This window comes from Clostridium sp. ZBS2 (genome assembly GCF_023845855.1).
GTDB lineage: Bacteria > Bacillota > Clostridia > Clostridiales > Clostridiaceae > Clostridium > Clostridium aquiflavi.
On sequence record NZ_JAMQIF010000007.1, the window covers coordinates 72,271 to 93,876 of the forward strand.

18 protein-coding genes, 1 riboswitch and 1 other annotated feature are annotated in these 21,606 nt (G+C 25.5%); of the genes, 6 read left to right on the top strand and 12 right to left on the bottom strand.

The genetic code is table 11. The features are described 5' to 3' along the window. Positions 1–82 precede the first annotated feature (82 nt). Positions 83–1,129 carry a [FeFe] hydrogenase H-cluster radical SAM maturase HydE gene (gene hydE, locus NG918_RS04930; RefSeq protein WP_252215207.1) on the top strand — a complete coding sequence of 349 codons (1,047 nt, stop codon included), beginning with the start codon at positions 83–85 and terminating at the stop codon, positions 1,127–1,129. A gap of 139 nt (positions 1,130–1,268) precedes the next feature. Here hydE and NG918_RS04935 read toward each other — a convergent pair whose 3' ends face one another. Both NG918_RS04935 and NG918_RS04940 read right to left on the bottom strand, forming a co-directional pair. Continuing rightward, on the bottom strand, positions 1,269–2,117 hold the full coding sequence (locus tag NG918_RS04935) for a YitT family protein (RefSeq protein ID WP_252215205.1): 849 nt from the start codon (positions 2,115–2,117) through the stop codon (positions 1,269–1,271). A gap of 67 nt (positions 2,118–2,184) precedes the next feature. Beyond that, on the bottom strand, positions 2,185–2,910 hold the full coding sequence (locus tag NG918_RS04940) for a DUF3298 and DUF4163 domain-containing protein (protein WP_252215203.1): 726 nt from the start codon (positions 2,908–2,910) through the stop codon (positions 2,185–2,187). Positions 2,911–3,153: 243 nt separating this feature from the next. Between NG918_RS04940 and NG918_RS04945 the strand changes: the two genes are divergently transcribed. After that, complete coding sequence (locus NG918_RS04945) at positions 3,154–4,077, top strand: polysaccharide deacetylase family protein (protein WP_252215200.1); 924 nt, start codon at positions 3,154–3,156, stop codon at positions 4,075–4,077. A gap of 175 nt (positions 4,078–4,252) precedes the next feature. On the opposite strand, the gene NG918_RS04950 is transcribed toward NG918_RS04945, so the two are convergent. Further along, positions 4,253–5,284, bottom strand: a complete 1,032-nt coding sequence (locus tag NG918_RS04950; protein ID WP_252215198.1) for an anti-sigma factor domain-containing protein — start codon at positions 5,282–5,284, stop codon at positions 4,253–4,255. Between the two features lie 445 nt (positions 5,285–5,729). Between NG918_RS04950 and ispF the strand changes: the two genes are divergently transcribed. Further along, positions 5,730–6,203: a 2-C-methyl-D-erythritol 2,4-cyclodiphosphate synthase gene (ispF, locus tag NG918_RS04955; RefSeq protein ID WP_252215195.1), complete on the top strand. Its 474-nt coding sequence runs from the start codon at positions 5,730–5,732 to the stop codon at positions 6,201–6,203. Positions 6,204–6,414: 211 nt separating this feature from the next. Here ispF and NG918_RS04960 read toward each other — a convergent pair whose 3' ends face one another. The 3 genes from NG918_RS04960 to NG918_RS04970 form a co-directional block, all read right to left on the bottom strand. Then, positions 6,415–7,011, bottom strand: a complete 597-nt coding sequence (locus NG918_RS04960; RefSeq protein ID WP_252215350.1) for a hypothetical protein — start codon at positions 7,009–7,011, stop codon at positions 6,415–6,417. Between the two features lie 435 nt (positions 7,012–7,446). Further along, the gene (gene pgtP, locus NG918_RS04965) at positions 7,447–8,775 is read right to left on the bottom strand and encodes a phosphoglycerate transporter protein PgtP (RefSeq protein WP_252215192.1); all 1,329 of its coding nucleotides are present in this window, start codon (positions 8,773–8,775) and stop codon (positions 7,447–7,449) included. A 114-nt stretch (positions 8,776–8,889) separates the two neighbouring features. Beyond that, positions 8,890–9,450 (bottom strand): glycerol-3-phosphate responsive antiterminator, encoded by a 561-nt coding sequence (locus NG918_RS04970; RefSeq protein WP_252215190.1) that lies wholly within the window; start codon positions 9,448–9,450, stop codon positions 8,890–8,892. A gap of 256 nt (positions 9,451–9,706) precedes the next feature. Here NG918_RS04970 and NG918_RS04975 point away from each other — a divergent pair, with 256 nt between their 5' ends. Together NG918_RS04975 and thrS are read left to right on the top strand one after the other, a co-directional pair. Further along, complete coding sequence (locus NG918_RS04975; protein ID WP_252215187.1) at positions 9,707–10,120, top strand: HNH endonuclease; 414 nt, start codon at positions 9,707–9,709, stop codon at positions 10,118–10,120. Positions 10,121–10,191: 71 nt separating this feature from the next. Next, positions 10,192–10,443: a binding site (T-box leader), on the top strand. A 69-nt stretch (positions 10,444–10,512) separates the two neighbouring features. Next, the gene (thrS, locus tag NG918_RS04980) at positions 10,513–12,444 is read left to right on the top strand and encodes a threonine--tRNA ligase (protein WP_252215184.1); all 1,932 of its coding nucleotides are present in this window, start codon (positions 10,513–10,515) and stop codon (positions 12,442–12,444) included. Positions 12,445–12,752: 308 nt separating this feature from the next. On the opposite strand, the gene NG918_RS04985 is transcribed toward thrS, so the two are convergent. Together NG918_RS04985 and NG918_RS04990 are read right to left on the bottom strand one after the other, a co-directional pair. After that, positions 12,753–14,018 (bottom strand): O-acetylhomoserine aminocarboxypropyltransferase/cysteine synthase family protein, encoded by a 1,266-nt coding sequence (locus NG918_RS04985; RefSeq protein ID WP_252224985.1) that lies wholly within the window; start codon positions 14,016–14,018, stop codon positions 12,753–12,755. A gap of 131 nt (positions 14,019–14,149) precedes the next feature. Continuing rightward, positions 14,150–14,262: riboswitch (SAM riboswitch) on the bottom strand. An 86-nt stretch (positions 14,263–14,348) separates the two neighbouring features. Next, the gene (locus NG918_RS04990) at positions 14,349–14,930 is read right to left on the bottom strand and encodes a 5-formyltetrahydrofolate cyclo-ligase (RefSeq protein ID WP_252215177.1); all 582 of its coding nucleotides are present in this window, start codon (positions 14,928–14,930) and stop codon (positions 14,349–14,351) included. Positions 14,931–15,179: 249 nt separating this feature from the next. Between NG918_RS04990 and NG918_RS04995 the strand changes: the two genes are divergently transcribed. Beyond that, positions 15,180–15,740, top strand: a complete 561-nt coding sequence (locus NG918_RS04995) for a beta-class carbonic anhydrase (protein ID WP_252215175.1) — start codon at positions 15,180–15,182, stop codon at positions 15,738–15,740. A gap of 96 nt (positions 15,741–15,836) precedes the next feature. Here NG918_RS04995 and NG918_RS05000 read toward each other — a convergent pair whose 3' ends face one another. The 4 genes from NG918_RS05000 to NG918_RS05015 form a co-directional block, all read right to left on the bottom strand. Next, the gene (locus NG918_RS05000) at positions 15,837–16,241 is read right to left on the bottom strand and encodes a hypothetical protein (RefSeq protein WP_252215174.1); all 405 of its coding nucleotides are present in this window, start codon (positions 16,239–16,241) and stop codon (positions 15,837–15,839) included. A 260-nt stretch (positions 16,242–16,501) separates the two neighbouring features. Next, entirely contained in the window at positions 16,502–17,263 is a 762-nt protein-coding gene (locus NG918_RS05005) for a formate/nitrite transporter family protein (RefSeq protein WP_252215172.1), read from the bottom strand. A 610-nt stretch (positions 17,264–17,873) separates the two neighbouring features. After that, entirely contained in the window at positions 17,874–19,286 is a 1,413-nt protein-coding gene (locus NG918_RS05010) for a potassium/proton antiporter (RefSeq protein WP_252215170.1), read from the bottom strand. A gap of 389 nt (positions 19,287–19,675) precedes the next feature. After that, positions 19,676–21,199, bottom strand: a complete 1,524-nt coding sequence (locus NG918_RS05015; protein ID WP_252215167.1) for a phosphohexomutase domain-containing protein — start codon at positions 21,197–21,199, stop codon at positions 19,676–19,678. Between the last annotated feature and the right edge of the window lie 407 nt (positions 21,200–21,606).

Consider the following 21,606-nt stretch of genomic DNA (forward strand, 5'->3'; position numbering starts at 1 on the left):
AAAGTCTTGTCCTTTAACTCTTATTTTTTATATAGTATACTAAGTTTAAAGTATTACGATAAATTAAACTTATGGAGGATAAATGAAAAATTTAATTGAAAAAGCAAGTGTTACACATGAATTAAGTAAAGATGAAATATTACAATTATTATCATCTGATGATATAAATGATGATTTATTTAAAGCTGCTGACAAAGTAAGAGAAAAATCTTTAGGTAATATTGTTCATTTAAGAGGACTCATAGAATTTACTAACATATGCAAAAGAAATTGCTTATATTGTGGATTAAGAAGAGATAATAAAAATATAAAAAGATATAGATTAAGTAAAGATGAAATTATAGATTTTGCAAAGAAAGCTGTATCTTATGGTTATAAAACTATAGTTCTTCAAGGCGGAGAAGATGACTTTTTTACTAAAGAAAAAATGGTGGAAATAATAAAAGAAATTAAAAGTTTAAATGTGGCATTAACATTAAGTTTAGGTGAAAAAACTTATGAAGAATATAAAGCTTTTAAAGAAGCTGGTGCTGATAGATATTTACTTCGTATTGAAACAACTGACAAAAAACTTTATGAAGAAATGGATCCTATGATGAGTTATGATGAAAGATTAAACTGTCTAGAAAATTTGGGTGATCTAGATTATGAAGTTGGAACAGGTGTATTAGTTGGATTACCAAATCAAACATTAGATTCTTTAGCAGATGACATTTTATTTTTCAAAAAATTAAATGCTGATATGATTGGTATTGGTCCTTTTATTCCTAATGAAGATACCCCACTAAAAAACTCTGAAGGTGGGAATTTAAATTTAGCTTTAAAAGTAATGGCTATAACTAGATTACTACTTCCTGATATAAATATTCCTGCTACTACTGCAATGGAATCATTACATAAAAATGGACGTATCTTAGCACTTCAAAGCGGTGCTAATGTAGTTATGCCAAATGTAACTGAAGGTGAATATAGAAAGCTATATGCATTATATCCTGGTAAGATTTGTACAGGAGATACACCATCTCATTGTAGAGGATGTATAACAGGAAAAATAACCTCAATTAACAGAGAGGTTTCTGATGGATATGGCTTTAGAGGAAATCAAAATAAAAATTCTCACACTAAATAATTGATTAACTTTATAAAGTTTTCTGTTTTAAGACAATGTTGATGTTTTAGTATAAAAGCAAAGTGGCATTGGAATTTACTTTTTAGAACTCTTAAAGTAAATTTCTCTGTCCATGAGTTTTATACTAAAATATCAATTTTTAATTATCTAATATATTTTTAAATCCTTGACCTAATACTTCTGTTATTTCATTTACTGTTATAAATGCCTTAGGATCATTCTTCATAATAAATTGCTTTAACTTAATAAATTGAGTTCTACTTAATATGGTTAAGATAACACAGTTTTGTTTTTTAGTATATCCACCTTTGCCATAAAAAACAGTACATCCTCTCTCAACATCTTTCATTATGTAATTTGCCACAAGCTCTTCTTTATCAGTAAAAATCATAACTTGTTTAGATAAGTTAAATCCATCTATAAATTTATCTATTAAAATACCAGTTAAATACACACTTAATAATCCAAACAATCCCAGTTCTACGCCAAATGTATAAATTGCTAATAATATTACTACCGAATCTGATATTAACAATCCCTTTCCAAAGTCCATATGACAATACTTACTTAATATTTTAGCTGTAATACTAGTACCTCCTGTAGTAGCATTTTTAGTATACATAATTGCTGTTCCCATAGCTACTAATGTACTTCCAAATATAGTTGCTAAAACTAAATTATTAGTTATTGCTATTGGCTTATGAAATTTTTCAACAGCTGATAATATGAAAGATAAACCAAATGCAGCATACATACTTTTTACTCCAAAACTACCACCAATAAATATAAAAGCTGCAATAAATAATACAATATTACATACAATCATTACTATTCCAGGTTCAATTCCTAAAACTTTATTTAAAACTAATGCTAATCCAGAAACTCCTCCAGATGCTATATTATTAGAATAGAAAAACATTTCAAGACCAATGGCAACTATTATAATTCCTATAGTTATTATAGTATATTCTTTTAATAACTTCTTCATTTTAATCTCCTTTAAATCGTTTATATCTAAAATAAATATTACCATGTAACTAACGTATATTAAAACCCTAACTATAAATAAAATTATCTCCAAACAATTCTATTGGAATTTTGAATTCTGGAATACCGTATACATATGGTGCTATCTCATATAATTGATAATATATAATAATATTATCTTTATCTAAATAGAAATCCTGATTTTCATTTATACCTTTAAATATTTTTCCTGAATCAAAATAATTATCAGGATTATTTCCTATTTGCTTTTCAATTTCTTTATTTATTATATTTGAATAATCATATCCTAATTTAAATAAATCATTTAGTTTTAAAATTTCTTCTTTATTTTTATCTATTGTATATGAAGTTCTAATAGTCATTCCATGTGCTCCACCTAAAAATTCATAATAATCATTATAAAAACTTAAAATATTATTATCATTTCTACTAACAAAATATTTAGATACTATTTGATAAGGAAAATTAGGAATAATATTATTATCCTTAAAATACTCTGCTGAAGTTTTTTCTGCTTCCATTATAGGATTCATAACATCACCATTTATCTTTGAATTTATATTATTAATTTTGTTTTTATCTTTTCCACCTTCTATTTGCAAAATTCTAACATCTTCTATTAAATAACTTAAATTTTTATTTATAGACTTTTCCACAATTTTTAGATTATTGTCGTTTTTTATTCTATTATTTATAAACATGTACTGTGGATAACTTTGTGATAACATTAAGGGAATCAAAAATACCGATACAATATTTGAAATTAAATGCATTATCTTATTTTTTCTCCTTCCATAAAAACATACCTTTTAAAAAATATTAACAAAATACACAGATAGTTTTTTTATATTAAATTGATTTTATAACAGGTTATCCACAGGCAATTGTGGATAATGTTGATAAGTTGTAATTTTTTTCTTTTTTGTTTTTTGTTATAAAAAAAATATTATGTTAAAATATGCTTATTGTGTTTATATTATAAATAAAGACTTAAAATAACTAGGAGGATACTATCATTGAAAAATTTAAATAATTTTTTTACAAAAAAAAATATCATTATATTGACTTGTGTTTTAATTTGTGTAATTATTTCATATTTTATGTATAATAACTTATTCTTAAAAGATACTGTTGATAAAAATTCAAATAATTCTACTACTACTGAGGCTATTGATGATAATAATCCAGAATTTAATGATACGGATAAAGAAATCTCTGATGTTGAAGATGAAAAGGAAATTAACACAAATAATGATTTAAAATTAACTAATGAGAATATTGGGGTTCCAGTTTTATACTATCATTCAGTTAAAAATTCTGAAAATAACGAGGTTATTATAGCTCCTCAAAAACTTAGAAATCAACTTAGATATATAAAAGATTCTGGATATACTACTCTAACTCTTAAAGAGTTAGAAGATTATCTATTAAACAATACTCCTATTCCAGAAAAAAGTATTGTAATCACTTTTGATGATGGATATATGGATAACTATACTAATGCATTTCCTATATTAAAAGATTTAGATATGAAAGCTACTATATTTTGTATTACTTTTGAGTTAGATGGAGAATATTATCTTTCAGAATCAGCTATAAAGAAAATGTCTGATTACGGAATAGATATTCAAAGCCATACTGCTGGACATCCTGATCTTACTAAAATGACATATGATGAACAATTAAAAGAATTTTTAGAATCTAAAGAAACATTAGAAGCAATTACTGAGAAGCCAGTCACTAGTATTGCTTATCCTTATGGAAATTATGATGATAACAGTGTAAAAGCTGCTAAAGATGCTGGTTTTAAATTAGGATTTACTACAGATTTGGGTCTTTCTGATAGGGATGACAATCCTCTATTGCTTAACAGAATTTATATAAGTTCTAATTATGATATGGATACATTCAAACAGTTATTAGAAAACACAAAAAAATAAGGCTCTGTTTTAGCAGAGTTTTGATATATGCATAAGCAAAGTTGGCGGAGTAATTGAACTTAGGAATGCCACTTTACCTATTGCATATATCAACACACATTTAAAACAGAGCTAAAAATAAAAGATTATTTTTAAAATATATCAATATACTGCTTAAACATATCTATCTTTTTATCTATTCATATAAACTCGTTGTTAATTTATGTTGATTTCCACCATTATTTATTAACACAGAAATTTGACTCTTGTTCTCACTTTTATTCTTTTCATTTATTTCATTTAAAAATTTACTAGTCTCTTTTAGTGCACCGTATTTTAAAGCTTCTCCATTTACAGTTATTAATATTTTATTATCAGTGGGTATCATTTCATTGTTAATTGCATAATCTAAAATCTCTTTTATAGACTCATCGATGTCCTTATGTAAAACATCAGTTGAAATTATAAGCTTATTTCCCTTTTCAGTTTCAGAATATGAATATATAACCTTGTCTAGGAAATTACATTCTAATTTTATAGCAGAGGTTGTATTTACTATTATTGTACTTTGAGAATTATAATAATGTGAATATAAAGACATTCCTATTATAATTATTAAAACTATTAATATACAAAAATATATTTTATAATTCCTAAAAGATTTTTTCTGTTGTCCACTAATTTCTTGTCCAATTTTAGTATTTTTATCACACTTTATTTTAATTATTTCACCACTTGATGTTAAAATATATGCACTACTATTTAAACTTTTTAATACTATTCCTCTAAAAAATTCTGTTTTCTTTACATTATTTAAATTTACCACATTATTTGATTTTTCTTCTATTTTTAAATATTCTTGAATAAGCTTATAATCTACATTGGAAAAAATAATATAATAAAATAAAATATATTCTTTCCATTTTCTTAAAAATTCATCACTAATATCAAGCTTTTTGCAAACATTTCGTATAGGTAAATCTTTTTTTCTTTCAACAGAATCTCTTAAATTATCATCTTCCAGTATATAATAAGAAATATTTAAAATTATATTACGCTGTTTTTCTTTAGGAGGATAATTAATTAAGTCCTTAAGTAAAATATTGTATAAAGACAATTTTTTTAAAAATAATTCTATTTGTTTGTTTCTATTTATATCTGTTTTTCCACCTATTAATAACATGTTTGGTGTTGATGAAAAGACATATTTAATTCTTAGCTTGTCCATTTTAATTTTCCCCCAAATTATAATATTTCATTTAATTAATATTATAAATATCAAAATTAACTAATGTTTCATATGATGTTATTATATCATAGAAATTTATTTTACTGCTATCCACATTCAACTCCAGCCTAAACAATTTTTTCTAATCTCCAATTATCATAATTCTAAAAATATGAATATAGTACTTAAAAAATTAATATATTTATGGAGATTAATATGAGAAAAAAAGTTATATATGTAGATTTTATAAAAAAGCGTAAAATAAATTTTCTTACTTTTATTTTCAATCGGCTAATTTCTTATATACATGTCAAATTCTCTTCAAAGTACCTTAATAATAATTATCTAATTGATAATAATACTAAAATTGATTACTATAGATTTAAATGATAAAATTAAAATATAATTATTAAAATTTATTTTAACTTGAAAGGAACTTTGTTATATGAGAGTGGGACTTGGATATGATGTTCATAAGCTAGTTGAAAATAGAAAATTAATTTTAGGTGGAGTTGAAATTCCTTATGAAAAAGGATTATTAGGTCATTCTGATGCTGATGTTTTATTACATGCAATAATGGATTCATTATTAGGAGCTTGTGCTTTAGGAGACATTGGTAGTCACTTTCCTGACACTGATAGTAAATTCAAAGGGATCTCTAGTATAAAACTTTTAGAAGAAGTAAATAAATTAATCATAAAAAATGGATATATTATAAATAATATTGATTCTGTTGTTATTGCTCAAAAACCTAAATTATTCCCTTATATAGAAAATATGAGAAAAAATATAGCTAATGCACTTAATATAGATATTAATCAAATTAATGTTAAAGCTACTACAGAAGAAGGTCTAGGATTTACAGGAAGTATGCTTGGAATATCATCACAAAGTATATCATCTGTTATTAAAAAATAATATTTTAAGGGTTACTAGAAATTATTTAAAAATCTTTTCTGGTAACCCTAATTAATTTTACTTTTTTTAATTCATATTTACTGCTTGTCTCAATTTTATATTTGGAGCAAGCTAAAATGAAATTATATTCTTTTTTAGTATTCCTAAATTGAATTACTCCATCCACTTTGCTTATGCATATATAAGCACTTTGATAAAACATTACCTTATTTTAAAATACTTCTGTCAACTTCTTTAATAATATTTTTCTAAATTTTTCTCCCTTTCCTTTATCTTTAGCTACATTATCACAAATATCTTTCCATTCTTCTAAAGATACACCTATCTTTTTTTCCAACTCTTTTTCTGTGTTAGTTATTAAACTAGATGATATTACAAAATCACCTAATTCTTTAGCATCTTTAAATATTTTTAAATATATAAATTGATTATTATCTACACTCCACTTAGCATTGAAATCTTTTATAAATTTTCTTACTTCTAAATCAAGTTTACTTATAGGCGCATCCCAAATACTATTCAATTTATCATAGTCATGCTTCATCTTATTCGCTATCTCTTTATTAATTTTTTTTAATTTCTCGCCTTCTTTAATAATAACTTCAACAGGTAAGGGTGGAATTTTAGTAACTAATTTTTCTTTTCCATATATCCATTTATAAAAAGCTTCTTGTAAAAATGAATGCTGAAAATACCCGAGTAAAGTTTTTGGATTAGGCATATATCCCCAAATACTGCTCACCCCTGCATTCTTATTAAAAATAATTGTATGAAAATAAAGACTTTTTTCTGTCGGAAGTTCTTCCATAAACATATGTCCTCTAATTGTTTTATTTTTGCTAGTTATATCGTCCCAATATCTAAATGAATTATATTTTTCTTTCAATTTAACCACCATTCTTTCATTTATTTAAACCATTTTATTTTATATTTCATCTATATACCTATATTATATAGTATATAATACTGTCTTAACAAATTATTTATACCATATTTTTTTGTGTTTTTATCATTAATATAGATTTTTTAAATTATATTACTATTATTGTTATTTATTTCTATAAATATTCTATTAGTTTTTATATGATTATAGTCATTAAATTAAAGAAAAATAAAAAAGTGTACTTTCAAACTTTTAGTCTGAAAGTACACTTTTTCATTAATATAATAATTTATAAAATTGGGGATTGGTAAATTGTTTTTTAATTTTTATTTATTTATTTAATTTATTTATTTAGCTTTTTTAGTTAGCTTTTTTCGCTGCAATATTATGAGAATTCCATGTGAATGATAAGAAGAATATTGCTAAAACACATGAAATCATTAATAATATGAATCCACCGTCCCAGCTAAACTTATCAACAACAGCACCCATTGCAACTTCTGCTGCAACTTGTCCACCCATATATCCAAATAGTCCAGTGAAACCAGCAGCTGTTCCTGCAGCTTTCTTAGGTACAAGGTCTAATGCACTAACACCTATAAGCATAACAGGTCCGTAGATTAAAGCACCGATTGATGCTAAAGCACAATTAATTGCCATTGGGCTTGTACTCTTCCAATAAACATATGTTGCAACTGCAACACCAACCATACAAATTATTCCTATCGGAGCACGTCTTCCATGGAATATGTGGTCACTAATCCATCCAACTATGATAGTTCCTGGAATAGCTGCATATTCAAATAAAGCAAATGCTACTGAAGAATCTTTTGGGTTAAAATGTCTTACTTCTTGTAAGTATGTTGGAACCCAGTTTATAACACCATATCTAACCATGTAAACAAATACATTGGCTATAGCAATACACCATAATAATTTGTTATTAAATACATATTTAAATAATATTTCTTTTGCAGTAAGTTCTGCTTCTGCATCTTCAACTTGTTCTGCAACTTCTGGATAATCATCCATATATTCTTCTATTGGTGGTAAACCAACTGATTGAGGAGTATCCTTTGCAAAGATCATATAAACGATACCACCAACGATAGCAATTATTGCTGGTAAATAGAATGAACCTTTCCAACTTCCAAATATAGATACACCAAGTAATACCACTGTAGCGATAAATCCGCCACCTACATTATGTGCTGTATTCCATATTGACATTTTAACTCCACGTTCACTATCTGAGAACCAATGTGTCATTATTCTACCACATGGAGGCCATCCCATACCTTGGAACCATCCATTAAGTAACATTAATATAAACATCATACCTATATTAGTTGCATTAGGTAAGAATAAGTTTGTTGCACCTGATAATATAAGACCTATTGCTAGGAAAAATCTTGGATTTGACCTATCGGACATATTACCCATTACGAACTTACTTACACCATAAGCTAATCCTAAAGCTGAGGCAACAAAACCTACTTGAGTTTTTGTAAATCCTTGGTCTATAAGATATACCTTAGCTAATGAGAAATTACTTCTTACAAAGTAATAAATAAGATATCCCATGTATATACTTAGAAATACTTGTATACGATATCTCTTGTAGCTTGATGGTATCTTTTCTGCTGGCATTCTCTCAATATGAGGTGCCGGTTTTAAAAAGTTAAACATAAAAATCCCTCCACAAAATTAATCTTTTAGTCTGTAAAACTTTATTTGTTTTATACTATAAATAATTCCTGTAATAAATTAAAAGAAATATTTAAAATATGCTTAAATTAATAACTAAACACTCCAAAGTTCTTGCTTAGTTGTAGATATACATGTTGCACCAGATTGTAATGCTGAAATAATTTCTTGTTTATTCTCAATTAATCCACCTGTAATTATTGGTTTTAATGTATTTTTAGACATATTTTCTATAACCTTAGGTAAAATTCCAGGTAATATTTCTATTGCATCGGCTCCTGATACTAAATGATTCTTAGAATTGGTAAATGACAATGTATCAAATATAAAAAATCTTTGAATTGCTAGTAACCCATAATTTTTAGCAATTTTAAGGATGTGTGGTTTTGTGCTTATAATTCCTTTGAAACTAGTATTTTCTTTTAAATAACTAATTACTACTTCTTTAGTTGAAACAAAACCATCAACTAAATCTAAATGAATTATTCCTATCTTCCCTTTTTCCTCTATTAAATCGCCTATCTCTTTTATATTCATAATACTGCCAAATAACACAAATATAATCTGTACTGAAGATTCTAGCGCTAATGCTAATTCATCTTCATTTTTTACAGATGCTATAATAGGGTTCTGTTCTAATAACTCTACTGTACTCATTAAGCTTCCCCCTCTTTGAAACGTTTACTATGTTTATATAATAACAATTAATCTTTTCAAAACTTAATCTTAATTGTTTCAAAAATGTAACACTTGTGATTTTTTTTAAATACTATTTATTATAGGTAAATATGTATATATTTAGGATTTATATCATAAAAACTTCTAATACTTACCTATAATAGAAGCTAAGTAAATTGATATTTTATTCTGATTATTTTATAATATATATACAAGCTTTTAAGGAGGAATGCAGTTGTATTTGTGTGAAATATGCCAAAAACAGGCTGATATTCATCATATTGTTCACAGAAGTGAAGGTGGATTGGATATAAAATTAAATTACAAGTATTTGTGTCCATATCATCATAGAGGTAAACCAGGTCCTCATCATTGTGAAGAAACCGATATTTTGTACAAGTTAGAACTTCAAAATAATTTATTTTATCTACTTCAAAATGATTATTATAAATTTAAAGAATTAATGTTAATACTTGAAGTATCTAAAAATCAACTAAAAAGAATCGTTAAAGATTTAAAAGTATATAAAGAAGGATTTAAAAAATTAGATATAATAGTTAAAATTATGGGTGGAAAACTATATGCTGAAGAAATGATTGAAAATTTAACTCTAAATAAATTAATCGACAATATAGATAAAGAACCTTAATTTTATAACAAATATTTTTCTTATTTTATTGACATAAAAAAATGCAATGATTATAATAAAAAATAATATATGATAATACGTTGATGAGGACAGTAAACTAAAACCTTATTTTCAGAGAGAGAATATGTTGGTGGAATTATTCTTAAATATCTTTAGTTGAAAACCACCTCTGAGTGACCTTAATACAGTCCGTTTATTGCCACGTTACGGTAATTTCAAGTGATCTAGTACTCTACTTTTTAAATTAAAATAAGTATATTTTTAATTTAAATAGATGTATTAGATAATTAGAGTGGAACCACGGATATTACTTCGTCTCTATATATTTAGAGACGGAGTTTTTTTATTTTGTACTAAATTTTATTTTACAGTTTTGAAAGGAGTTTTTTATAATGATAAAAGTAACTTTAAAAGATGGTTCAGTTAAGGAATTTGAAGCTGGATTATCTATATACGAAATAGCGAAATCAATTAGTGAAGGTTTAGCTAGAAACGCTTGTTGTGGTGTTGTTAATAATAAAATTTGTGACCTTAGAAAAGAAATTAATGAAGATATTTCTTTAAGCATATGCACTTTTGATTCTCAAGAGGGTAAAGATGCTGTAAGACATAGTATATCTCATGTTTTAGCTTATGCTGTTAAAAGATTATTTCCTGAAACAAAATTAGCTATAGGACCTTCTATTGCTACTGGTTTCTACTACGATTTTGATAAGGATGTTGCATTTTCAGCTCAAGATTTAGAAAAACTTGAAGCAGAAATGAAAAAAATAATCAAAGAAAATCCTTCAATTGAAAAATTTGAACTTCCAAGAAATGAAGCTTTAGAATTAATGAAGGATGAACCATATAAAGTAGAATTAATCAACGATTTAGGTGAAGATGAAATAATCTCATTCTATAAAATTGGTGAATTTACTGATTTATGTGCTGGACCTCACGTTATGTCTTTAAAACCAATTAAAGCAATTAAACTTATTAGAAGTGCTGGTGCTTATTGGAAAGGTGACGAAAAAAATAAAATGCTTACTAGAATATACGGTACTGCTTTCTTAAAGAAATCAGAACTTGACGAATATTTAGAAGCTGTTGAAGAAGCTAAAAAGAGAGATCATAATAAATTAGGTAGAGAACTTAAATTATTTACTACTGATGAAAATGTAGGTCAAGGTCTTCCTTTATTAATGCCAAAAGGAGCTAAGATTGTTCAAACTCTTCAAAGATGGGTTGAGGATGAAGAAGAAAAAAGAGGTTATGTATTAACTAAAACTCCACTTATGGCTAAGAGCGACCTTTATAAAATCTCTGGTCACTGGGATCACTATAAAGATGGAATGTTTGTATTAGGAGATGAAGAAAAGGATGAAGAAGTGTTTGCTTTAAGACCTATGACTTGTCCGTTCCAATATACTATATATAATGCAGAACAACACAGTTATAGAGATCTTCCTATAAGATACGGTGAAACTTCTACTCTATTTAGAAATGAATCTTCAGGAGAAATGCATGGACTTATAAGAGTTAGACAATTCACTTTAGCTGATGGTCACTTAATTGTAACTCCAGAACAATTAGAAGAAGAATTTAAAGGTGTACTTGAATTAATTCAATATCTAATGAAAACTTTAGGAATTGACGAAGATATAAGCTATAGATTCTCTAAATGGGATCCAAATAATACTGAAAAATATATAAATGATCCTGAAGCTTGGAATAAAACTCAAGATACAATGAGAACTATCTTAGATCATTTAAAAATTAATTATGTTGAAGCTGATGATGAAGCTGCATTCTATGGTCCAAAACTTGACTTACAATGTAGAAATGTTCATGGTAAAGAAGATACATTATTCACAGTTCAAATCGACTTTGCTTTAGCTGAAAGATTTGATATGAGCTATATTGATAAAAATGGAGAAAAGAAACGTCCATATATAATTCATAGATCATCAATTGGATGTTATGAAAGAACTTTAGCAATGCTTATAGAAAAATATGCTGGTGCATTCCCTACTTGGCTTTCTCCAGTTCAAGTAAAAGTGTTACCAATATCAGATAAATACAATGATTATGCTGAATCAGTAGTTAAATCATTAAGAAATAAAGGTGTTAGAATTGAAGCTGATTATAGAGCTGAAAAAATCGGTTATAAAATCAGAGAAGCTAGACTTGAAAGAACTCCTTATATCTTAGTTGTTGGAGAAAAAGAAGCTGCTAACAACGAAGTTTCTGTAAGAAGCAGAAAGAATGATGATGAAGGTGCTATAAAATTAGATGCCTTTACTGAAAGACTATTAAATGAAATAGCTACAAAAGAAAGATAATTTCTTTTGATTCACTGAAAATGCGATATATGCATAAGTAAATTGGACTGAGTAATTAGACTTAAGAACACTAAAATGAGTATAGTCCCATTTTAGCTTGCTCTCAATATAAAATTGCCACAAGCAGTAAATGTGACAATACTCATTAAGAGTTCTAAAAGTCAAATTACAATGCCACTTTACCTATTGCATATATCGCATTTTATTTAAATCACAAAATAAATTAAAATAGGAAACATTTATATAGATAATTTGTTTCCTATTTTTTATTTATGCATATATCAACATTTTCTTAAAGAAAATGTTGATTAAACTTGATCTAATGCTTGTTTAACATCTTCTAATATATCATCTATGTTTTCTAGTCCAACTGATAATCTAACAAGTCCTGGTGTTATTCCAGCTGCTACAAGTTGATCATCTGTAAGTTGACGATGTGTTGAACTTGCTGGATGAAGTACGCATGTACGAATATCTGCTACATGAACTACATTTTCTGCAAGTTTTAAATTATCCATAAATCTGATAGCATTTTCTCTACTTCCTTTTATTGAAAATGATACTACTCCACTGCAACCATTCGGTAAGTATTTTCTTGCTAAATCTTCATACTTATTTCCTTTTACTGTTGGGTAATTTACAAATTCAACTTTTTCGTTATTACTTAAAAACTCTGCAACTTTTTCAGCATTTCTACAATGTTTTTCTATTCTAACTGAAAGTGTTTCAAGACCTAAATTCAGAAGAAATGCAGCATTAGCTGGTATATATGCTCCTAAATCTCTCATAAGTTGTACTCTAGCTTTTGTTATATATGCTGATTTTCCAAAATCTTTTGAATAAATTACACCATGATATGATTCATCTGGCTCTGTAAATTCTGAGAATTTACCATTTGTCCAATCGAAATTACCACTATCTATAATAACTCCTCCAACTTGAACTGCATGGCCATCCATATATTTAGTAGTAGAATGAATAACTATATCTGCTCCAAATTCTATCGGTCTGCAAAGTATAGGTGTTGCAAAAGTATTATCTATTATAAGAGGTACATTATTCTTATGTGCTATTTTAGCAAACTTTTCTATATCAAATACAGCTATAGCTGGATTTGCAATAGTTTCTCCAAAAACAACTTTAGTATTTTCTCTAAATTCTTTTTGTATTTCTTCCTCTGAAGCATCAGGATCAACAAATGTACAATCTATTCCAAATCTTTTAAGTGTTACTGCAAACAAATTAATTGTTCCCCCATAAATTGTTGCAGCACTAATGATATGATCCCCAGCTTTTAAAATGTTTAATATACTTATTAAAGATGCTGCTTGACCTGAACTAGTACAAAGAGCTCCTATTCCACCTTCTAATGAAGCTATTTTATCTTCTACAGCTCCAACTGTTGGATTTGATATACGTGAATACATATGACCTTCAGCTGTTAAATCAAATAATTTTCCTATTGCTTCTGTACTATCATATCTATATGTAGTACTTTGATAAATCGGTAATGCTACTGGTTCTCCATTCTTTGGTTTATATCCTTCATGTAGACATTTTGTTTCAATTTTCATATTTTATTACCCCCTAAAATTTATTGCTTATTTATTAAAACATATTTTAATACATTAAAAAAAACTATTTCTCCTGTTTAAAGATAGAGAAATAGTTAATAAAAACAAATTTATATATAACTTCTATGCATCTCTTATCTTTCAGGAAATTTCCTGCAGGATTTAGCACAATTCTAACTTTCGCATTAAAGTTAGCTGTTGCTAGGCTTCATAGGGCCAGTCCCTCCACCATTCTTAATAACAGATTTATTTTTAATATGTTTATATTATATATCATTTTTTAACATTTGCAACCATAATTTAAAAATATTTTATTATATTGTTATTATTTTAAATATTACATACAATTTCTTTATTCTCTGTAATAATAGAATTAACCCTTGTATCATGGCTGTCCATTGGAACATTATCTAATATTTGAAAATCATATGCTAAAGAAATCTTCTGTATATTTTTTGAGCATTTACTCATATATCTATCATAAAATCCTCCGCCATATCCCATTCTGCCCCCATTATTATCAAAAGCTACACCTGGCATAATTATCAAATCAATTTCTTCTAATTCAACTGCTAATCCACTTTCAGTAGGTTGTAAAATTCCATGTTTGTCTTTTATAAGATTTTCTAATGATGATATTTTAACAGCCTCCATCAATTTTGTATTATAGTTTGTTCTAGGAACATAAATATTTTTTCCATCTTCTAATGCTTTTCTTATTATAGTTTTAGTGTCAATTTCAGAATCATAAGAAATATACACAAAAATATTTCTACACTGTGAATAAAACTTACTTTTTAAAAATTTATTGTGAATTATATTATCAAAATTTCTTTTCTTATTAATATCCATTTCTTTTCTTATTTTTAGTATTTTTTTTCTTAATTCTTTCTTTTCCTCTGAGATATTCATTACTATTTCGCCCCTTACAACATTTTTAATTATTATGAATAAAACTTCCCCATAATATTAATACTATATTTTATTATGAACAAGTATAGCTAAAATTTAATTTATAAACAACTTAAACTTTAACTATTTTTATAAAATTAATAGTTTATGTTAATTTTTAATATAAATCATTTATTAAAATAGTATTTAATAAATAAAACTTTAATTGTATAATCTATTTAATATAAAATAATAAAGGTGGGGCAACAAATGAGTAAATTAGAAGAAATAATGAAATATAATAACGACTTTGTAGAAAGTAAAAAATTTGAAGAGTTTATTACAACCAAAACTCCTAAAAAGAAAATGGTTATATTATCATGTATGGACACTAGATTAACAGAATTATTACCTAAGGCTATGAATATAAAGAATGGAGATGCAAAAATAATAAAAGACGCTGGTGCAACTGTAATTCATCCATTTGGTAGCGTAATAAGAAGTATATTAGTTGCAATATATGAATTTGGAGCTGAAGATATATTTGTAGTAGGGCATCACGGTTGCGGTATGAGTAATTTAAATACCAAAACTCTTATAAGTAAGATGGTTGATAGAGGAATAAGTAATGATACTTTATCTATTCTAAATAATTCTGGAATAAATATTGAATCATGGCTTCATGGATTTGAATCTGTTGAAAATTCTATAAAAGAAAGCGTAAAAATGATAAAAAATCATCCTTTAATTCCTAAGAACATAAGAGTTCATGGATTAATTATCAGCCCAGATACAGGAAAGATCGATATTATTGTAAATGGCGATATTTAAATAAATATATTCTTATTTTAATTTTAATACTACAAAATTAGAAATATCTATATAAAAAGTTATTTCTAATTTTTTATTTTTATATTAAACCACTAGTTATTCAAAATAAACTTTAGGTTTATTAAAAATAATTTCCTTTTCTATATTGCAATTATCCTTATCAATAGTTACTTTATAAATTTCAGGACATCCCTCTTCTCTCCATCTTTTCATATAGTTAGGAGTAGCTTGTGTTTCATTATAATAATTTTGATCATACATATCCGAAAATTCTAAATAACATAACAAACTATCTTTATCTAACAATATATCTTTTTTATTTATATTTTTTACTATTGGAATAAAAAATCTTAAAGGTACTTGATAATCAAAGTTTCCTTTTATTTTTTTACCCTCTATAATAGCTCTTTTAAAAAATAATTTATTTTCTTCACCATCTGTAAATTTAATTTTAAAAATAATTTGTCTTTTCTTATTCTTTTCTAACTTTACTATAACCACTTAATCACCATCTATCTATAATGTATAAAACTTAATTATTTGGCTATATTTTAAAACAGTGTTGATATTGTAGTATAAAACTCATGGACAGATGAATTTACTTAAAACATAGCCTTAATTTAAGAAAAATATTATTCTATAACTTTATTTTATCACGGAGAATATCTACTGTCTAAGAATTTAACATTTATTTAAACTAATTCAAAATAAAAAAAGTGTTTTAGATAATCTTAAATTAGCTAAAACACCTTTTTATAATTTTATTCTTCAACACTCATATATGTTAATGGCAATGCTAATAATACTCCACCACCAATTATATTACCTAATGTTACCCAAAATAAATTTTTTATTATTAAGGTCATTGATAATCCACCTAATGCAAAATACCCAACTGAAAAAATACCCATATTAGCTATGCTATGCTCAAATCCAGCAATAACAAATGCAAATACACACCAAAACATCATTATAGATTTACCACTTTCAGATTTTAATCTAATAGTAGATAATACACCTAGACACACAATAAAGTTGCATAGAATTCCTCTTATGAGCAATTCAAATGCTGAAAGAGTAAATTTCGTAGTTACTATACCTCTTATATACTCTTGTATTAAAGAAAGTGATGCTCCACTTTTGACAAATAAAAATGATATAACTATTGCTCCTAAAAGATTTCCTAAGTAGCTTAAACACCATACTTTTAATGCCATCTTTAAAGTACATGTTTTAGTATAAGCCCCTACTGCCATAACCATATTATTACCTGTAAATAACTCACCACCTAAAAAAACAATGAGTGCTAACGCTATTGAGAATGTAGCTGCTACCATTATTCTAGCTAGTTCTGGGTAATTAGGATTCAAAATAGCACCTATTGTATATGATAAAATTATTGCTACTACTAAATAAAATCCTGCTACAATTGCTCTAGTTATATATTTTGTCGGTGCATTTTTAGATAATTCGTATTTATTTCTTGCCGACTTTGAGATAATTTCAACATCACTAATATACATATCTTTTTCCCCTTTACAATTTAATGTATTTTATTTATATAAATTAATTATTATTTTCATATCTATATCATAGCTAAAATAAAAAATTATTAATCTTATGAAATTTACTAAACGTTTTCTAATAAAAAGTTCAAATATTGTATCTACTATATTAAATATCTAAACTTCTTATTAAGAGGATTGGTATATATTAATAGGTGTAGTCAATAACTTTAAATATTTGTTAAATTATTAACAACTTAATTATATGTTAATTATTTTATTTCTTCAATGCATAAAATTATATTTTATTAGTTTATTTATTTTTCCATATATTTTTTGTTATATTATTATTTAAGTCATACTTTTTTACTTAAAATCAAATCATCTATTAAATTCATATATTGCTTATAATTTGTATTTTTTATGTTTTTATGATAATAATAACCATAGACCTGGTAATTTGTTAATATATAATCAAACTTTGTATTCTAAATATCCCTTAAATATACTTTAGACATAAAAATTAAGGATTATATTAAGTTTTATCCTTAATATAATCCTACAACATATCTATTTATTTTTAATATACTTTGCTAAAGCATTACTATATACATAAGAAAAGTTATTTTTAAAAGTCTATATTATCAAAATTTTCTCCTGTTAAGACTAAAATATCACCACTATAAATAATAGTTTTTCCTTTCGGATGTAGTATTTTTCCATTACGTTTTATCATAACAACTAATATATCTTCTGGTATATTAGCATCTATAATATTTTTATTAACTAATTTACTTTCTGGTTTTATTTCAAGTTCTACCAATTTAGTGTTCATTTCTTCTTGATAATCATTAAAAGTCTTTAATACTACAGCATCATTATCAACAAGATCTAGTTTTTTAGCTATAGGAGATATTAAAGTTCCTTGTAATGATACAGAAAATAATGCTATGAAAAATACTATATGAAATATATCAAAATTTATCAATGCATCATTCGTTACTGCTAATATAGCAAAAACTATTGACGCTGCCCCTCTAAGTCCTACCCATGAAACAAAAATTTGTTGTTTTATAGGCACTTTAAACCAGCTTAATATTGCAAAAGTTGATATTGGTCTTGCTATAAAAATTAAAAATATAGAAATTAAAAATCCTGGTAAAAACGCTAAATGTATTTGTGATGGAAAAGATAATAATCCTAATATAAAGAATAACATTATCTGCATTAACCAAGATATTCCATCAAAAAATTTAACCAAACTTTTTTTATTTTGTATTTTACTATTACCAATTATTATTCCTGCTATGTAAACACTTAAATAACCATTTCCACCAAGCCATATACTTAAAGAATATGCCAAAATAGCAATGGCCATTACAAAAACAGGATAAAGTCCTTCTATTTCAAAAACAACATTTTTTAAAATCCATGTACTTATTTTAGCTAAAACAACTCCAATTATTATTCCAAATAATACTTGAAATAATAAAAGTTTAAAAATTGATTGTTGTGCTCCAGACATAAAGCTTAATATTATTACAGTAAGCATATATGCTACTGGATCATTACTACCACTTTCAATTTCTAACAAAGATGCTAAGCCATCTTTTAAATTTAAATTTTGAGATCTTAAAATTGAAAATACAGATGCTGCATCTGTTGATGCTACTACTGCTCCAAGTAGAAAACCTTCTAATAAAGAGGATTTAAGAACCCACGTACAAAATATTCCAGTAAGACCTGCTGTTATAATAACTCCTATTGTTGACATTAATGTGGCTTTAGTAACAACTGGTTTTGCTAATTTCCAATTAGTACAAAAACCTCCATAAAACATTATAAAAACTAATCCAAATGATCCAATTTCTTCAGCTATTTTATAATTATCAAATCTTATTCCAACAATTCCTTCGCTTCCAAATATCATTCCTAACACCAGAAATATTAATAATGAGGGTACTCCAAATCGATATAAAACTTTACTAGAAAATACACAAATTATTAATACTAAAGAGGCTAAAATTAATGGTATTGTCATATACTTACACCACTTCCTTTCAATTTAATATAAATGATTGTTATATTAATTTTACAAATTTTTTAATAAAATATATAATATTTTAAAAATCAATCAATTATATAAGGATAAAATTATTATATAATTGATTAAATATACTTTATTTTCTATTTTATATAAACAATCTCATTATATATAGTATAGCATTTATGTACTAATAGGTACAATCTAAAATATTATTAAAACATTATTAATGTATAATAAGATTTATATTTAATATTAGAATTATCCTTTAATAGCTATATTTATGCAAAATTATATATAAATATTTTTAAGATTACAATAAAATAAAGCCATATATCATGATTAAAAATGATATATAGCTTTAAATGTAATTCTATATTTTTAAATTAGTTTAAATAACTTACGTTATAATTATTAATAAAGTTTTTAATAAATTCTAGTATTTTTTCACATCCTGATGTTTTATTAGATTCAGCGTTAATTACTATTTTAGGCTCATGTAAAGAAAGTCTTAATGTAAACCAACCTTCTCCAAATTTTTCATTGAATATAACTTTTATTCCATCACAATTATCTTCATCAATTTGCATATTATCATTATCAGCAATCACTTTAACAAAATCATATAATATTTTATTAGCATAATTATTAAAATCCTTTTCATTAATTGCTAATTTTATTTCTCTTTCCTCATTTGGTAATTCTAAATCACTTATTAAATCCTCAATAAATTTATTTTCATTTTTTAATTTAGCCATAACAATAAGTATTTTTGATGCAAAATAAGCTGCATCATCTAAAAAATAATTTTCTTTTAATACAACATGACCTGATGTTTCAATAGCTACATAACATTCTTCCCTTTTATTATTTAGTTTCATAGCCTCATTTATAATATTTTTATATCCCTTTTTAACCTTATGATGTTTACCACCTAATTTTTTTATAAATTTGCTTACTCCATCGGATGTCACTGAATCAGTAACTATAGTAGATCCTTTGTGTTCTTTTAATACAATTGCAGAAATAAGTGCAATTAAAGAGTTTCTATTTATAAATCTACCTTCTCTTCCAACCAAAGCAGCTCTGTCTACATCTGTATCAAAAATAATTCCTAAATCAGCATTGTTATCTATAACTGCATTACTTATTAAATTCATAGAAATATCTGTTTCTGGATTTGGAATGTGATTAGGAAATGTACCATCAGGCTCTATAAATTGACTTCCTGTTGTGTCAGCACCTAATTCTTCTAATACTTTTTCTTTGAAAAATCCTCCTGAACCATTTCCTGCATCTAATATAATTTTCATTCCTGTTAAAGGCTTATTGTAATTTTCTGAAGAATTAATTTCTTTTCTTATTTTTTCTACTAAGAGTTTAGAATAATCATTAATAAGTGGCTTAAAAATAGTCATTCTTCTAGCTTCCATTTCACTTACAAAAACATTTTCTTTATTGTCTTCATATTTTGATGCTATATTTAATACCTCTTTAATTTCTTCTTTATCTAAACATCCATTTTTAGTAAATAGTTTTATGCCATTATAATAATAAGGAAGATGACTTGCAGTTATCATTATAGCTCCATCACATTTATAATCATCCATAATAGTTGTCATATACATTGATGGTGTAGTTGATAATTTGCAATCATATACTGTGACTTTACACGCGACTAATGTGTTGATTATAGTGTGTTTAAATTCATTTCCCGTTATTCTAGAATCTATCCCCACTGAAATTTTTAAATTATTAAGCTTATTTTTATTTTTTAACCATTCATGAAATGCTATTGTTATAATTTTAATTTCTTTATTAGTTAAATTTATAACTTGATCTTCATTAGTTAATACAATTCCTCTAATGTCACTTCCATTTTGTAAGTCATGCAAACAGTTATTGTTCATACCCATCCCCCTATTTAATAATTTATTATAATTTAAATAAACTAATTATCATGTTGAGTAATTTCTTATTCTATTATGATAATATAATATCATAATAAAACCATTTTTATACTTATTTTACTTTTATTTGTTTGAATATTATAGCGTTTTTATTAAGTAATAATTAGTTCTATGTATAAAAAAAAAGCACAAAATAATACTTAAATTATTTCATACTTTCTCTCAATCACTAAAGTAATCATTAAATTTATCTTCTATCAAACTTATGTAAATATATTCAATTTGTAAATTATATCATTTTTACATAAAAAAATAAAGACTATATATTAATTAATATAAATTTTAGGCTCTGTTTTAAATATGTGTTGATATATAAAATAGGTGAAATGGCATTGTAATTGGACTTT

Bases quoted from the DNA above. Each gene is read 5' to 3' on its own strand.
- NG918_RS04990 (WP_252215177.1), bottom strand. From the start codon at position 14,930: ATGAATATCTCAGAGGAAAAGAAAGAATTAAGAAAAAAAATACTAAAA.
- NG918_RS04940 (WP_252215203.1), bottom strand. From the start codon at position 2,910: ATGCATTTAATTTCAAATATTGTATCGGTATTTTTGATTCCCTTAATG.
- NG918_RS04995 (WP_252215175.1), top strand. From the start codon at position 15,180: ATGAGTAAATTAGAAGAAATAATGAAATATAATAACGACTTTGTAGAA.
- NG918_RS04970 (WP_252215190.1), bottom strand. From the start codon at position 9,450: ATGAGTACAGTAGAGTTATTAGAACAGAACCCTATTATAGCATCTGTA.
- ispF (WP_252215195.1), top strand. From the start codon at position 5,730: ATGAGAGTGGGACTTGGATATGATGTTCATAAGCTAGTTGAAAATAGA.
- hydE (WP_252215207.1), top strand. From the start codon at position 83: ATGAAAAATTTAATTGAAAAAGCAAGTGTTACACATGAATTAAGTAAA.
- NG918_RS04950 (WP_252215198.1), bottom strand. From the start codon at position 5,284: ATGGACAAGCTAAGAATTAAATATGTCTTTTCATCAACACCAAACATG.
- pgtP (WP_252215192.1), bottom strand. From the start codon at position 8,775: ATGTTTAACTTTTTAAAACCGGCACCTCATATTGAGAGAATGCCAGCA.
- NG918_RS04985 (WP_252224985.1), bottom strand. From the start codon at position 14,018: ATGAAAATTGAAACAAAATGTCTACATGAAGGATATAAACCAAAGAAT.
- NG918_RS04960 (WP_252215350.1), bottom strand. From the start codon at position 7,011: ATGGAAGAACTTCCGACAGAAAAAAGTCTTTATTTTCATACAATTATT.
- NG918_RS04935 (WP_252215205.1), bottom strand. From the start codon at position 2,117: ATGAAGAAGTTATTAAAAGAATATACTATAATAACTATAGGAATTATA.
- NG918_RS05015 (WP_252215167.1), bottom strand. From the start codon at position 21,199: ATGAACAATAACTGTTTGCATGACTTACAAAATGGAAGTGACATTAGA.
- thrS (WP_252215184.1), top strand. From the start codon at position 10,513: ATGATAAAAGTAACTTTAAAAGATGGTTCAGTTAAGGAATTTGAAGCT.
- NG918_RS05010 (WP_252215170.1), bottom strand. From the start codon at position 19,286: ATGACAATACCATTAATTTTAGCCTCTTTAGTATTAATAATTTGTGTA.
- NG918_RS05005 (WP_252215172.1), bottom strand. From the start codon at position 17,263: ATGTATATTAGTGATGTTGAAATTATCTCAAAGTCGGCAAGAAATAAA.